The sequence below is a fragment of the Leucobacter massiliensis genome (assembly GCF_002982315.1).
Lineage (GTDB): Bacteria > Actinomycetota > Actinomycetes > Actinomycetales > Microbacteriaceae > Leucobacter > Leucobacter massiliensis.
In genome coordinates this window covers 300,404-314,654 of sequence record NZ_MWZD01000013.1, presented here as the reverse complement: position 1 = coordinate 314,654, position 14,251 = coordinate 300,404, and the positions used below count along the sequence as shown (strand labels likewise).

Genomic DNA, 14,251 nt, shown 5'->3' with positions numbered 1-14,251 from the left:
CCGGGAACGGGCGATGAGCGGAAAGCGCTCACAGCAGCTGCGAGTCGGTGCCGCGCGGTCGACGCGGGCGGCAGGATGGATGCATGGGCGACAGACGGCGGCGCGGTGCCGCGCAGGAGACCCGCTGCGGGGGAGCGGCGGCGCTCGCCGGACGCGTGATCCGCGTCTGCGCCGCCGGGATCGAGTTGCGCAGCGCCGGAGGCTGCGCCGGCCCCGACGGGCGCGAGCCGCACAGTCCCGCCAGGCACGACGCCGGATGCGCGGCGCTCGGGCTGCCGCTGCACGGGCTGCGCCGGGCGCTGCGCCGCTGGGATGGATGCGGTGCCGCCCCGCTGCTCGAGGAAGCGCTGGACGACGCGATCGCCGAGATCGGGTCCGCCGGGGAGCGCTGGAGCCGGGAACTCGCCGAGGAGGCGGTGGCCTTCGCGATCTGGCGCCGCATCCCTCATGCACTCGCCGACGGCGGGCTCTCGCAGACGGAACGGGCCGCGTCACCCGAGGGAGACGCGGCCCGTGTCCAGCGCGAGAGAAGGGGTCAGATCCCGAGCTGAGCCTCGAAGTCGCCCGCCTCGAGCCGCGCCCGGAGCTGCCCGAGGAAGCGGGCGGCGTCGGCGCCGTCGATGATGCGGTGATCGTAGGAGAGCGCCAGGTAGACCGTCGAGCGGATCGCGATCGCGTCGCCCTCGGGCCCCGACACCACGGCCGGCTTCTTCACGACAGCGCCCGTGCCCAGGATCGCGCTCTGCGGCAGGAACACCAGGGGGGTGTCGAAGAGCGCGCCCCGGGAACCGGTGTTGGTGAGCGTGAAGGTGCCGCCGGCGAGCTCGTCCGGCTTCAGCTGGTTGTCACGCGTGCGCGCCGCGAGATCGGCGATCTCGCCAGCGATCTCGGCGATGTTCTTGTCGCCTGCATCGCGCAGCACGGGCGTGAGCAGCCCCTTCTCCGTATCCACGGCGATGCTGATGTTCTCCGTGGCCGGATAGACGATCGAGTCCCCGTCAACCGTGGCGTTGATGATCGGGAAACTGCGGAGCGCCTCGGCCGCGGCCAGTGCGAAGAACGGCATGAAGGAGAGCTTCGAACCGGTCTTCGCGAGGAACTCGTCCTTCTTGGCCTGACGCAGGCGCGCGACGCGCGTCACATCGACCTCGACGACCGTGGTGAGCTGTGCGGTGCCCTGCAGCGACGCCACCGCACGCTCGGCGATCACCTTGCGCAGGCGGCTCATCTTCTGGGTCGTGCCGCGCAGGGGAGAGACCTCCGCCGGGGCCGGCGCGGGTGCCGCCTGCGCCTGGGACGCTGCAGGGGCAGCCGATTGCCGGGCCGACTCCGCAGCGGCGAGCACATCCTCCTTGCGGATCCGCCCGCCGACGCCGGTGCCGCGCACGGAGGCGAGGTCGACGCCCCGCTCGTGGGCGAGCTTGCGCACGATGGGCGTGAGGTAGCCGGGGGCGTCAGCGGGTGCCGAGGCCTGAGGCGCCGCAGGCGCGGCCTGAGCGGACGGCTGCGCGGGCTCGGCCGGCGCAGCGCCGTGCGCGGGTGCCGATGCCTGCTGGGCGGGGGCGGCTTCGTCCGCGTCGGCGGACGGCTGCGCCGGGGCCTCCGAGGCGGCCGGGGCCGGAGCGGGCTCCGCAGCAGGGGCTGCGGGCGCTTCGGGCTGCTGCGCGGGCTCGGGCGCCGCCGCGGGCGCCTCATCGGCGGATCCGGCGGCAGAACCGCCGACGCGGGCGAGCACGCCGCCCACCTCGACCGTGTCGTCCTCCTGCACGAGGATCTCCTGGAGCACGCCGGCGACGGGTGAGGGCACCTCGGTGTCGACCTTGTCCGTCGAGACCTCGAGCAGCGGTTCGTCCACCTCGACGGTGTCGCCCACGCTCTTGAGCCAGCGGGTGACGGTGCCCTCCGTGATGCTCTCGCCGAGCGAGGGAAGCACGATCTCCTGTCCCTCGCCTCCGGAGCCCGCGGCCTCGCTCTGCGGCGCGGCGGCAGGCGCGGCCTGCGCGGCGGCAGGCGCGGCCTGCGCAGCGGGCTCGGGAGCGGCGGCGGGCTCGGGAGCAGCGGGGGGCTCGGGAGCGGCGGCGGGTGCCGCCTCGGACGCGGCAGCCGGTGCCGCGGCTTCGGCGCTCGCGCCGCTTCCGCTGCCGTCACCGACCGTGGCGAGCACGGCGCCGACCTCGGCGGTCTCGTCCTCCTGCACGAGGATCTCCTCGAGCACGCCCGCCACCGGCGACGGGATCTCGGTGTCGACCTTGTCGGTCGAGACCTCGAGCAGCGGCTCGTCCACCTCGACGGTGTCGCCGACGTTCTTCAGCCAGCGGGTCACCGTGCCCTCGGTCACGCTCTCACCCAGTGCGGGGAGGACCACCGATTCACTCATCGTGCATTCTCCATTCGTTGCTTCACAGTCTGTGCGCCGCGGATCAGATCGCGTGCAGCGGCTTGCCGGCGAGCTTCAGCATCGTCTCGCCGATCGTCTCGTTCTGGGTGGGGTGGCCGTGGACGAGCGGGGCGACGTCCTCGGGGTGCGCCTCCCAGTTCACGATGAGCTGAGCCTCGCCGACGAGCTCGCTCATCCGCGCGCCGATCATGTGCACGCCGACCACGGGACCGTCGTTCACGCGGACCGCCTTGACGGTGCCGGCAGTCCCCAGGATGGAGCTCTTCGCGTTCCCGGCGAGGTTGTACTCGTAGCTCGTCACGTTCTCCGCACCGAACTTCTCGCGGGCCTTGGCCTCGGTGAGGCCGACCGAGGCGATCTCCGGATCGCAGTAGGTCACCTTCGGGATGTTGACGTCCTCGACCACGACCGGGTTCAGCCCGGCGATCTCCTCTGCGACGAAGATGCCCTGCTGGTAGCCGCGGTGGGCCAGCTGCAGGCCGGGAACGATGTCGCCGATGGCGTAGACGCCGGGCACATTCGTCGCGAGCCGCTCGTTTGCGAGCACGAAGCCGCGATCCATCTCGATGCCCACCTCTTCGAAGCCGAGCCCCTGGGTGACGGGGCCGCGCCCGACGGCGACGAGCAGGTAGTCCGCGGACACGGTTGCGCCGTCCTCCAGCGAGACCGTGACGCCGTTCGCGTCCTGCGAGACCGACTTGAAGCGCACGCCCAGCTTGAAATCGATGCCGCGCTTGCGGAAGGCCCGCTCGAGCTGCTTCGAGACGGACTCCTCCTCGTTGGGCACGAGGTGGGGGAGGCCCTCGATGATCGTGACCTCCGCGCCGAAGGAGCGCCACACGCTCGCGAACTCGACCCCGATCACTCCGCCGCCCAGGATCGCGACCCGCTGCGGCACCTCCTGCAGCTCGAGCGCGTGCTCGCTGGTGATGACCCGCCCGCCGATCTCCAGGCCGGGAAGCGTCCGGGAGTAGGAACCGGTCGCGAGCACGATGTGCTTGCCGGTGATCGTGTCCCCGCCGACCTGGACGGTCGTGGGGGAGGTGAGCTTGCCCTCGCCGGCGATCACGGTGATCTTGTTGGCCTTGAGGAGGCCCTGGAGGCCCTTGAACTTGCCGGCGACGAGGTTCTCCCGGAAGGCGTTCACCCGGGCGACGTCGATGCCGTCGAGACTCGTGTTGATCCCGTAGTGCTCACCCTCGCGCGCCACATCCGCGATCTCGGCGGCGTGCAGCAGCGCCTTGGTGGGGACGCAGCCGCGGTGCAGGCAGGTCCCGCCGAGCTTGTCCTTCTCGATGACTGCGGCGCTGAATCCGAGCTGCGTGGCGCGGATCGCCGCGGCGTATCCGGCGCTTCCGCCACCCAGGACGACGATGTCAAACTGCTGATCGGCCAAGTGGGATCTCCCTCGGTGTGTTCGCAACGGTGACAGCGGCCCGGACTGGTCGTCGGACGCACTGCTATCAACCCTACACCGCGGGCCGAGGCGGGCTCGGGTGCTCCCCTGGCGGGCTCCGGGTTCGCTCAGGGCGTGACAGGATCGGGGTCCGCCTCGGCCCGGCCTTCATAGGATGGAAGGGTGACGGAATCGATCTTCTCGGCAGAGTATGCGGAGCGCCGCGCCCTGGTGCCGCGCGGGCTGCCGCTCGTCGTGGTGATGCAGGGGCACAGCGACGCGGGCGGGGTCGTCGAGCAGCTGGAGGAGTACTTCTGGCAGCGCTGCGCGCCCGAGGAGGTCCTGCGCTTCAATTCCGACCTCCTGCTCGACTACCGCGCGCGCCGGCCCATCATCACCTTCGACGAGGATCACCTCGTGGACTACGCGCCGGAGGAGCTGACGCTCAGCCTCGCGCACGACGAGCTCGGCGGGGCATTCCTGCTGCTCTCCGGCTACGAGCCCGACTTCCGCTGGGACGAGTTCATCGACACGGTGCTGCTGCTCGTGCACGAGTTCGAGGTGTCGGTGACCGTGTGGACCCACGCGATCCCGATGCCCGTCCCGCACACGCGCCCGATCTCGATGACCGTCAGCGGCTCGCGCGACGAGCTGATCGAGGCCCGGTCGGTGTGGCGGCCCAAGACGAAGCTCTCCGCCTCGGCGGGGCATGTGCTGGAGTACCGGCTGCACAGCCTCGGCGAGGAGGTCGTCGGCCTCGCGCTGCTCGTGCCGCACTATCTCGCGAACACCGAGTATCCCGCGGCCCTCAGTGCTGCGCTCGACGGCCTCATGGAGGCCACGGGATTGATCCTCGCGACCGATGAGGTGCGCGAGCAGACGAGGCTGTTCCACGCGCAGGTCGACTCTCAGATCGCCGAGAGCGAGGAGTCGCTGGAGATGGTGCGCACGCTGGAGCGCCGGTACGACGCCTACATGGAGGATCGGACGGTCCGCTCCCCGCTGATCGGCGAGGACGGAACGATACCCACCGCGGAGCAGCTGGGGAGCGAACTGGAGCGGTTCCTCGCCGAACGGCAGCGCGACGCGAACGACGGCGGCCGGCCCGAGAGCTGAGCGCACAGAGCGCCCGGTCCGAGCCCGGCCCGAGACGTGCAATAATTGATGTCCTAGCCCATTCAATCCGAGTGGTCGCCCGCAGCGCGGGAATGATTCGGACTTGACATGGGTTTTCATGCTGTGAGCACCCGTCGGCGAAGCCAGGGGTTCCGGCGGGGATCCGAGACAGAGAGGCGGCTGCGTGGCAACTGCATCCACGACCAAGACTCGCGCTCGTTCCGCGAGTGCGGACACGACGGTTGACGAGGCGAACGCGGGCGCGGAGGGCGCCGCCGCGACGAAGAAGCAGACGACGGCCAAGAACCCTGCGGCGGCGAAGAAGCCCGGGGCCGCGAAGAAGTCCCCCGCGAAGAAGGGCGGGACCAAGCGGGCCGCCAAGACGGATCTCGTGGACGAGGCCGTGGCCGAGGATGCCGCGCTCGACGAGGCCGCCGAAGTCGTCGAAGACGAGAAGAAGACGGTGACGCCGGACGAGCCGCTGCCGACCGGTGCCATCGTGCTGAAGGCCTCCGACGAGGAGGACGTGCCGACCGTCACCACGGCGATTCCCGGGGCGACCGCCGATCCGGTGAAGGACTATCTCAAGCAGATCGGCAAAGTGGCGCTGCTCAATGCGGCCGAAGAGGTCGAGCTCGCGATGCGCATCGAGGCGGGCCTGTTCGCCGAGGAGAAGCTCGCCACCGAGAAGGACCTGCCGAAGAAGCTCGAACGGGAGCTGAAGTGGGTCGCGCGCGACGGTCAGCGGGCGAAAAGCCACCTGCTCGGTGCCAACCTGCGCCTCGTGGTGTCGCTCGCGAAGCGCTACACCGGACGCGGCATGCAGTTCCTCGACCTGATCCAGGAGGGCAACCTCGGGCTCATCCGCGCGGTCGAGAAGTTCGACTACACCAAGGGCTTCAAGTTCTCGACCTACGCGACGTGGTGGATCCGCCAGGCCATCACCCGCGCCATGGCCGATCAGGCACGGACGATCCGCATCCCGGTGCACATGGTCGAGGTCATCAACAAGCTGGCGCGCGTGCAGCGTCAGATGCTGCAGGATCTCGGTCGCGAGCCCACCCCCGAGGAGCTGTCGCGGGAACTCGACATGACCCCCGAGAAGGTCATCGAGGTGCAGAAGTACGGCCGGGAGCCGATCTCACTGCACACGCCGCTGGGTGAGGACGGCGACAGCGAGTTCGGCGACCTCATCGAGGACACGGAGGCCGTGGTCCCGGCTGATGCCGTGGGCTTCACGATGCTGCAGCAGCAGCTCGAGCAGCTCCTCGACTCGCTCTCGGAGCGCGAAGCGGGCGTGATCCGCATGCGTTTCGGTCTCGGTGACGGCATGCCGAAGACCCTTGACCAGATCGGCGACACCTTCGGCGTGACGCGCGAGCGGATCCGCCAGATCGAGTCGAAGACGATGGCGAAGCTCCGCCACCCCTCGCGCTCTCAGCAGCTGCGCGATTACCTGGAGTGATGCGGCGACTGCGGTACGCGAAAGCCCCGGCCTCGGCCGGGGCTTTCGCGTTGTCGCCGTGCGGCGCGGCGTGCCGCTCTCAGGCGTTCAGCCGGTGGCTCTCGTCGTGCCACGCTTCGGCCATCGGGCGCAGCTTGGCTTCGTGCTTGTTTGCGTGGTGGGCGCAGAACAGCAGCTCGCTGCCGCCCAGCATCGCCCGCACATAGGCCTGCGCCCCGCAGCTGTCGCAGCGGTCGAGCGCGGTGAGCGGGCGATCAGCAGCCTCGACGGCTGTGGCGCGATCCTGCTCGAGCGTCGTCATGGCGTCCCCCGTTCCTCGGTTGCGTGGTGCTCCTCACCCGGTTCGGGGAGTGCACCTCCATCCAAGCACGCCAGCGCTGAAAGTTCGCGCCCGGATGCCGCCGGTTCGCTGTGCGCGTAGCAGGCGGAGTCCGCGGCCACCCCGGTTCCTCACTCGCCGTGAGCATGGGGCGGGAATGTCGGTGGTCTGCTCTAGGGTGTGTCTGGTGAATCCGCGTCGGCGATCGCGCAGCTGACGCAGGGTGCACCAGACAGGCCCTCGCTCGGGCCGATGCGTCGTCGAACACAGAGGAGATCCCCCAGTGGCAGCACAGCGGTCAGCGGCCTCACCGGCCGAGTCCAGCTACTCCGCGAGGCACCTCACCGTCCTCGAAGGTCTCGAAGCGGTGCGGAAGCGTCCCGGCATGTACATCGGGACGACCGATTCGCGCGGCCTCATGCACTGCCTGTGGGAGATCATCGACAACTCGGTCGACGAGGCGCTGGCGGGCCACGGCGACGAGATCGGCGTGACCCTGCACGACGACGGCAGCGTCACGGTCTCGGATAACGGCCGCGGCATCCCGGTCGATGTGGAGCCGAAGAGCGGGCTCTCCGGGGTCGAGCTCGTGTTCACGAAACTGCACGCCGGCGGCAAGTTCGGCGGGGGCGGCTACGCCTCCTCCGGCGGCCTGCACGGTGTCGGGGCCTCCGTCGTGAACGCGCTGTCGTCGCGTCTCGATGTGGAGGTGGACCGGGACGGGAAGACCTGGGCGATGTCGTTCCGCCACGGGGAGCCCGGCATCTTCGCCGGTGACGGGCCGGACAGCCCCTTCACTCCCTTCGAGCAGTCCTCGGAGCTGCGCGTGGTGGGCAAGGTGAAGAAGGGCGCGACGGGCACGCGGGTCCGGTACTGGGCCGACCCGCAGATCTTCCTGTCCTCCGCCCGTTTCGAGCCGGAGTCGCTGATCGCCCGCGCTCGCCAGACCGCCTTCCTCGTGCCTGGACTCGCGATCGAGATCACCGACCGGCGGGCCGAGGCCCTCAGCGATTCGGGCGAGCCGGCCGTGCACCGCTTCGCCTACGAGGGCGGACTCTCGGAGTTCGTCGACTACCTCGCGGTCGATGCGCCGCTCACGGACACCTGGCGCGTCACCGACACGGGCAGCTTCACCGAGACCGTGCCCGTCATGGACGAGGCGACCGGGCACCTCGTGTCCCGCGAGGTCGAACGCCAGTGCGAGGTGGACATCGCCATGCGCTGGGGCACGGGCTACGACACCGAGGTGCAGAGCTTCGTGAACATCATCGCGACCCCCAAGGGCGGCACCCACCTGAGCGGCTTCGAGCAGGGGCTCACCAAGTTCTTCCGCAAGCAGATCGAGCAGAACGCGCGCAAGCTCAAGGCGGGCGGGGACAAGCCCGAGAAGGACGACATCCTCACGGGGCTCACCGCGGTGGTGACGGTGCGCGTGCCGGAACCGCAATTCGAGGGCCAGACGAAAGAGGTGCTCGGGACCGCGGCGGTGCGCTCCATCGTGTCTCGCGCGATTGTGAAGGGCCTCGAGACCCGCTATGCCTCGAGCAAGCGGGACGACAAGGCGCAGACCGGCGCCCTGCTCGAGAAGATGGTCTCCGAGATGAAGGCGCGGATCGCCCTGCGCGCCCAGCGCGACACGGCACGGCGCAAGAGCTCGCTCGAAAGCTCCTCGCTGCCGGCGAAGCTGATCGACTGCCGCTCGAAGGACGTCGCCGAGACCGAGCTCTTCATCGTCGAGGGCGACAGCGCGCTCGGCACGGCGCGTCCCGCCCGTGACAGCGAGTTCCAGGCCCTGTTGCCGATCCGGGGCAAGATCCTCAATGTGCAGAAGGCCTCCGTCGCCGAGATGCTCGGCAACGCCGAGTGCGGCGCGATCATCAAGGTGATCGGCGCGGGCTCCGGACGCGACTTCGAGCTCGACTCCGCCCGGTACGGCAAGGTCATCCTGATGAGCGACGCAGACGTCGACGGCGCGCACATCCGCACGCTGCTGCTGACGCTGTTCTTCCGCTACATGCGACCCATGCTCGAAGCCGGGCGCGTGTATGCGGCGGTGCCGCCGCTGCACCGCGTGGTCGTGCAGAACGCGGGGCGCAAGCCCAACGACGTCGTCTACACCTACAGCGAGAAGGAACTCCAGGGGCTGCTCGCCGATCTGCGACGACGCGGCAAGAAGTACCAGGAGCCGATCCAGCGCTACAAGGGCCTCGGCGAGATGGACGCCGATCAGCTCGCCGAGACCACGATGGACCGAGAGCATCGCACGCTGCGGCGCGTCCGCGTCGAGGACGCCCACGCCGCCTCGCAGGTCTTCGAGCTGCTCATGGGCAACGAGGTTGCACCCCGCAAGGAGTTCATCGTCGACAACGCGGACGATCTCGACCGCGAGCGGATCGACGCCTAGGGGCGCGGCGGCAGCCGCGCAGTGAGCCCCCGCGGATTCCAGAGGACGGGCTCGGCGCGCGCCTACGGCGCCTCGCCGATGTGCGCGGCGGAGCCGTCGATCGCCTGCCCGGATCCGTCGCGCTTGCCGAGTTCGGTGGGCAGCGTGCGCGCCGAGCCGTCGGCTGCGAGGGCGCGAGGCTCACCGGTGCCCACCCACGCACAGGCGATCTGGTCCTCCCACTTGAGGAAGCGCTGCGCGCGCACGCCGCCGGTCGCTCGGCCCTTCGCGGGGAAGTCGGCCCAGTCGGAGATCTTCGCAGTGGCGACGTCGGTGCCGGGCAGCGTGATGGAGCTGTCGGCGATGGTGACGACACGGGCTTCGGCGCCGGCGGGGACGGATCCGGCGAAGACCACCCGCGCCTCCGGGGCGAGGCGGATGCCTGCCATGCCGCCCGCGGGGCGGCCCTGCGGGCGCACCGAGGCGGCGGAGAAGCGCAGCAGCTGGGCGTCGCTCGTGATCACCGCGATCTCCGCGTCGTCGGGCGCGGCGAAGACGCCGACGAGCCGATCGCCGGGCTTCAGGGTGATGAGCTCGAAATCGGGTTTCGCGGGCAGATCGGAGAGCAGCACCCGCTTCACGGTGCCCTGCTCCGTGAAGAGACCGACCGGGGTGGCGTCTTCGAGGGGCACGAGGCCGACGACCCGGAGCTTCTTATCGGTGACGCCGAGATACTCGCTGAACTTCGCCCCGGCAGAGAACGCGATCGAGGCCGCGGGTACCAGGGGCAGGTCCACAGGCGTGAAACGGTGCAGGCTGCCGTCGCTGAGAATCGCTCCCAGTTCGCCGCGCACCGTGCCATCCACCCGCGCGAGGACGGCGCCGTGCTTGCTCGCGCGGGGGGCGGAGCGGGGCGACACCCCGGACTCCGGGTCGCGGTCGATCCGCAGTGCCCTGCCGGTCACCGAGAGAAGCACCGTGCAGGGGGTGTCGGCGACCTGCAGGGCCGAGGGCGCCGTGGCGCCGCGCGACGGCTTCGCGACGGCGCCCGTGAGCAGTGTGCGCCGCGGGGTGCCGAAGGCCTCCGCGACCTGGTCCATCTCCTCCGACACGACCTGTTGCAGGCGCTCCGGGCTGCCGAGGATCTCGAGGAGCGCCTCGATCTCCGCAGTGAGCTGATCCCGCTCGGCTTCGAGCTCGACGCGGGAGAACTTGGTGAGGCGCCGCAGTCGCAGCTCGAGGATGTACTCTGCCTGCGCCTCGGAGAGGTCGAACACCTGCATGAGGCGCGTGCGGGCGGTCTCGGCGTCATCGCTGGTGCGGATGAGCTGGATGACCTCGTCGATGTCGAGGATGGCGATGAGGAGGCCCTCGACGAGGTGCAGGCGCTCGCGGCGCTTCCGGAGCCGGAACTCGGAGCGGCGGGTGATCACCGAGATCCGGTGATCCAGGAAGACCCGCAGCATCTCGCGGAGCCCCAGGGTCTGGGGCTGACCGCCGACCAGCGCGACCGAGTTGATGCTGAAGCTGTCCTCGAGAGGCGTGTAGCGGTAGAGCTGCTCGAGCACCGCTTCGGGGGAGAAGCCGGTCTTCAGCGTGATGACCAGGCGGAGGCCGTTCTTGCGGTCCGTGAGGTCGGCGACGTCGGAGATCCCCGAGAGCTTCTTGGCCTCGACGCCCTGCTTGATCTTCTCGATGACCCGCTCCGGGCCGACGAGGTGGGGAAGCTCGGTGACGACGAGACCGGTGCGACGGGGGCCGAGCGGCTCCACCGACACCTTCGCCCGGGTGCGGAACGCGCCCCGGCCGCTGCGGTAAGCGTCCTTCACCCCGTCGAGGCCCACGATGATCCCGCCACCGGGGAGATCCGGGCCGGGGATGAACTCCATGAGCTCCTCCACCGTCGCGTCCGGGTGGCGGAGCAGGTGCTTGGCGCCGTCGACGACCTCGATGAGGTTGTGCGGGGCGAGGTTCGTCGCCATGCCGACGGCGATGCCGCTGGCCCCGTTCACGAGGAGATTCGGGACGGCCGACGGCAGCACCTCCGGCTGCATGATCTGGTTGTCGTAGTTGGGGACGAAGTCGACGACGTCCTCGTCGAGGGAGTCCGTCATCGCAAGCGCCGCGCCCGCGAGTCTCGCCTCGGTGTAGCGGGAGGCCGCGGGCCCGTCGTCGAGCGAGCCGAAGTTGCCGTGCCCGTCGACGAGGGGGAGCCGCATCGCGAAACCCTGCGCCATGCGCACGAGCGCGTCGTAAATGGAGGCGTCACCGTGAGGATGCAGCTTGCCCATGACCTCACCGACGACCCGCGCAGACTTCACGTGCCCCTTCTCGGGACGCAGGCCCATGTCCTGCATCATGAAGAGGATGCGGCGCTGCACCGGCTTGAGCCCGTCGCGGGCATCCGGCAGCGCGCGCGAGTAGATGACGGAGTACGCGTATTCGAGGAAGGACCCCTCCATCTCCCGGGAGATGTCGATGTCTTCGATGCGCTCGCCGGGCAGCTCGTGGGGGCTGGGAGCCGCCGATGCGTCGGCGAGTTCGGGGGAGTCGCTGGGTGCGTCGGTCATAATGGAGATCATGCTACCGATGACCGCCGACAACGGTGCGAGGCTTGCCGCGATTCTGCCGAGCGGCCTGGCGTCCGTGGCTCGGGGCCTCGGTGCCGAGCTGCCCGAGCCGCTGCGATTCGCGGAAGATCCGTCCGTCGCCGAGCGGCTCCCCGCCCTGCGCTCCTTCGTGCTGGTGGTGGTCGACGGGCTGGGACACGCGAATCTGAGCGCGGTGCGGGGGCACGCGCCGACGCTCGCCGGACTGCAGCGGCGCCGCATCGAGACCGTCGCTCCCTCGACGACGGGTGCCGCGCTGACCACCCTCACCACGGGCCGGCTGCCCGGCGAGCACGGGCTCGTCGGTTACCGGATCCGGCACCCGCGTCTGGGCCTCGTGACCACGCTGCGGGACTGGGAGGGCATCGATGATCGCGCGCACTGGCAGCGGGGGGTCCCGCTCTTCGGACTCGCCGCCGAACTCGGCGCGCGCGCCGTCGCGATCGGCCGCCCGGCGCACGCGAGCGGCGGGCTGACCGAGGCGATCCTGTCCGGAGCCGAGTACTTGCCCGGCGCCCGGATCGAGGACCGCTTCGCCCTCGCTTCCGCGCTGCTGCGCGGCGGAGACCCCGCTGTGGCGTATCTCTACGTGGACGAGCTCGACAAGGCCGGGCACGAGCACGGATGGCAGAGCGACAAGTGGCTGCGGCGGCTCGAACAGCTGGACGGCGCGCTCGCGGGCTTCCTGCGCTCGCTGCCCGGGCACACCGGCGTCGTGGTCACCGCCGACCACGGAATGGTGGACGTGGAGCCGCATCAGCAGATCGTGCTCGACGAGGATCCGGGTATGCTGGAGGGGGTCGCGGAGGTGGGCGGAGAGCCGCGCTTCCGGTCTCTCTATCTTGAGGATCCCGCCCGCGCGCCCGAGGTTGCGGCGAGGTGGGCGGCGTCCGAGGGTGATCGGGCGTGGGTGGCGACCCGGGAGGAGGCGGTCGCCTCCGGCTGCTTCGGCCCGCTCGCCACGGGCGTGGCGGATCGACTGGGCGACGTGCTCCTCGCTGCGCGCCGCAGGGTTGCGTACTATTCGAGCGCCGATGAGCCGCGCTCGCGCGCGATGATCGGCCAGCACGGCTCCTTCACCGAGGACGAGCGCGGCGTGCCGCTCGCGCTCGGCGGCGCGCTCGCGGGCGGGGGCTTCGGCTCGGCGGTCGCGGCTGCTGCGCGGCTGCGCCACCCGGCGTGAGCCCGGCGGCGCGGCGCGAGGATCGCCGCGCATGGCGCGGCTCGGGCTGAGCCGGGTCGCTTGTACTCACCGATCCGCCCGGTGCGCCGCGATGCTCGGCGCACCGGGCTTCGGCAGGATCAGGCGGGGTCCTCGTCGCTGCGCGTCCCGAAGAGGATGTCGTCCCAGCTGGGAATGGAGGCCCGGCCCTTGCGGCTGCTGCGCTCAGGCGCCTCACGCTCCTGCGCCTCCGGCTGCGCCTGCGGGGTGCCCTCGTCGGCTCGCTCGCCCGTGGCGGGCGCCTCTCCGGCGGACGGAGCGGGGGCGGGCGCGGGCTCGTTCGTCACGCCGGCGCCCTGCCAGATGCTCAGGCGACGCGGTGCGGTCCCCGGATCCGTGTGCTGGGGCTCCTCTGCGGCTGCCTCCGAAGGATGCGCCGCGCCACGGTCGCGATCGCGTTCGCCTCTGCGGCGGCGCAGCGCGTCGAGCAGGTCTGCGGTCTGACTGAGGTCCTCATGAGGTCGCTCACCCGAGTTGATGGCGCGCTGGTCGATCTCGCGCCGCCGCTCGTACTCGCTGTCGGGATCGCTCGGCGCCGCGGCCTCGGGGGTCGCTTCCGCCCCGGCCGCCTGCTCCTGAGCGGCATCGTCGTCCTCGGCCTGGAGCTGCGCGGTGTCGAAGGCGCCGGAGTCGAAGCGACCGGATCGCTCGACATTGTCGACGGCGCGGAGCTTGGGGATGAGGCGGTCGCCGACGTCGCCGAGTTTGGAGAGGGTGGTGGCGTCCGGGTTGACGGGGGAGAGGGTGCCCTTGCGGTGGTCGAAGGACCACACGGCGCGGTGGGCGACGTCGTGGGAGATGAACTCCAGGCCGACCATCCAGCCGTCCTCTTCGTCGCGCCACGAGTCCCACTCGCTCGTGTCCGCGCCGAGCCCGAGAAGCCGCTCGGCGATGACGGCGCCGAACTGCTCGTTGGCCTCGTCCGCTGCGTCGGTGCGCACGGCGACCGCGTGGGCGCGCTCGAGGATGTACCGGCGTTCCGCGAGCACGGGCTCGGCGTAGCGTTCAATGTCGGCCTCGTCGACCCCGAGCGCCTGCGCGACCTGGGCCTGCGACTTGCCCGAGCGGATCTGCGCCTGGATGTCTCGGGGGCTCAGCCGCGGCGTCTCGCGGTCTCTGCGGCTGAGGTGCCGCAGTTCGCTGAGCACGGCGTCGTCGACGATGAGCCGGAACTCGTCGCCGGAGTCGTTCGCAACGATCAGCGATCGATCGTCTCGTCGCACAAGGCGCAGTTCGTCCATCGGCGCATCCCCTTCGTGAGTCGCGATCCAGATTGGCACAGGAGCGCGGCTTCGATGCGCATTGACGCGGCGCGTGCGAAAAACCGGCAGGCCCGTTCCGCG

At 70.6% G+C, this 14,251-nt stretch carries 10 protein-coding genes; 5 read left to right on the top strand and 5 right to left on the bottom strand.

Features of this window, described 5'->3' with window-relative positions; all coding sequences use genetic code 11:
- Positions 1-83 precede the first annotated feature (83 nt).
- A complete protein-coding gene (locus tag B4915_RS03650) occupies positions 84-551 on the top strand; it encodes a hypothetical protein (protein WP_105804468.1) in 468 nt (155 codons plus the stop codon).
- Here the strand turns inward: B4915_RS03650 and sucB are convergent.
- Entirely contained in the window at positions 536-2,377 is a 1,842-nt protein-coding gene (sucB, locus tag B4915_RS03645; RefSeq protein WP_105804467.1) for a 2-oxoglutarate dehydrogenase, E2 component, dihydrolipoamide succinyltransferase, read from the bottom strand. The two genes, B4915_RS03650 and sucB, sit on opposite strands and share 16 nt — an antisense overlap.
- A 43-nt stretch (positions 2,378-2,420) precedes the next feature.
- The gene (gene lpdA, locus B4915_RS03640) at positions 2,421-3,794 is read right to left on the bottom strand and encodes a dihydrolipoyl dehydrogenase (RefSeq protein ID WP_105804466.1); all 1,374 of its coding nucleotides are present in this window, start codon (positions 3,792-3,794) and stop codon (positions 2,421-2,423) included.
- 183 nt (positions 3,795-3,977) lie between these two features.
- Here lpdA and B4915_RS03635 point away from each other — a divergent pair, with 183 nt between their 5' ends.
- A complete protein-coding gene (locus B4915_RS03635; protein WP_181158446.1) occupies positions 3,978-4,910 on the top strand; it encodes a proteasome assembly chaperone family protein in 933 nt (310 codons plus the stop codon).
- Positions 4,911-5,094: 184 nt separating this feature from the next.
- Positions 5,095-6,375, top strand: a complete 1,281-nt coding sequence (locus B4915_RS03630; RefSeq protein WP_105804465.1) for an RNA polymerase sigma factor — start codon at positions 5,095-5,097, stop codon at positions 6,373-6,375.
- 79 nt (positions 6,376-6,454) lie between these two features.
- Here B4915_RS03630 and B4915_RS03625 read toward each other — a convergent pair whose 3' ends face one another.
- Positions 6,455-6,676: a DUF7455 domain-containing protein gene (locus tag B4915_RS03625; protein ID WP_105804464.1), complete on the bottom strand. Its 222-nt coding sequence runs from the start codon at positions 6,674-6,676 to the stop codon at positions 6,455-6,457.
- Between the two features lie 301 nt (positions 6,677-6,977).
- Between B4915_RS03625 and B4915_RS03620 the strand changes: the two genes are divergently transcribed.
- On the top strand, positions 6,978-9,098 hold the full coding sequence (locus tag B4915_RS03620) for a DNA gyrase/topoisomerase IV subunit B (RefSeq protein ID WP_105804463.1): 2,121 nt from the start codon (positions 6,978-6,980) through the stop codon (positions 9,096-9,098).
- Between the two features lie 62 nt (positions 9,099-9,160).
- On the opposite strand, the gene B4915_RS03615 is transcribed toward B4915_RS03620, so the two are convergent.
- The gene (locus tag B4915_RS03615) at positions 9,161-11,647 is read right to left on the bottom strand and encodes a DNA gyrase/topoisomerase IV subunit A (protein WP_105804462.1); all 2,487 of its coding nucleotides are present in this window, start codon (positions 11,645-11,647) and stop codon (positions 9,161-9,163) included.
- Between the two features lie 19 nt (positions 11,648-11,666).
- Here B4915_RS03615 and B4915_RS03610 point away from each other — a divergent pair, with 19 nt between their 5' ends.
- The gene (locus tag B4915_RS03610; RefSeq protein WP_245907323.1) at positions 11,667-12,869 is read left to right on the top strand and encodes an alkaline phosphatase family protein; all 1,203 of its coding nucleotides are present in this window, start codon (positions 11,667-11,669) and stop codon (positions 12,867-12,869) included.
- Positions 12,870-12,988: 119 nt separating this feature from the next.
- On the opposite strand, the gene sepH is transcribed toward B4915_RS03610, so the two are convergent.
- On the bottom strand, positions 12,989-14,149 hold the full coding sequence (sepH, locus tag B4915_RS03605; RefSeq protein WP_105804460.1) for a septation protein SepH: 1,161 nt from the start codon (positions 14,147-14,149) through the stop codon (positions 12,989-12,991).
- Between the last annotated feature and the right edge of the window lie 102 nt (positions 14,150-14,251).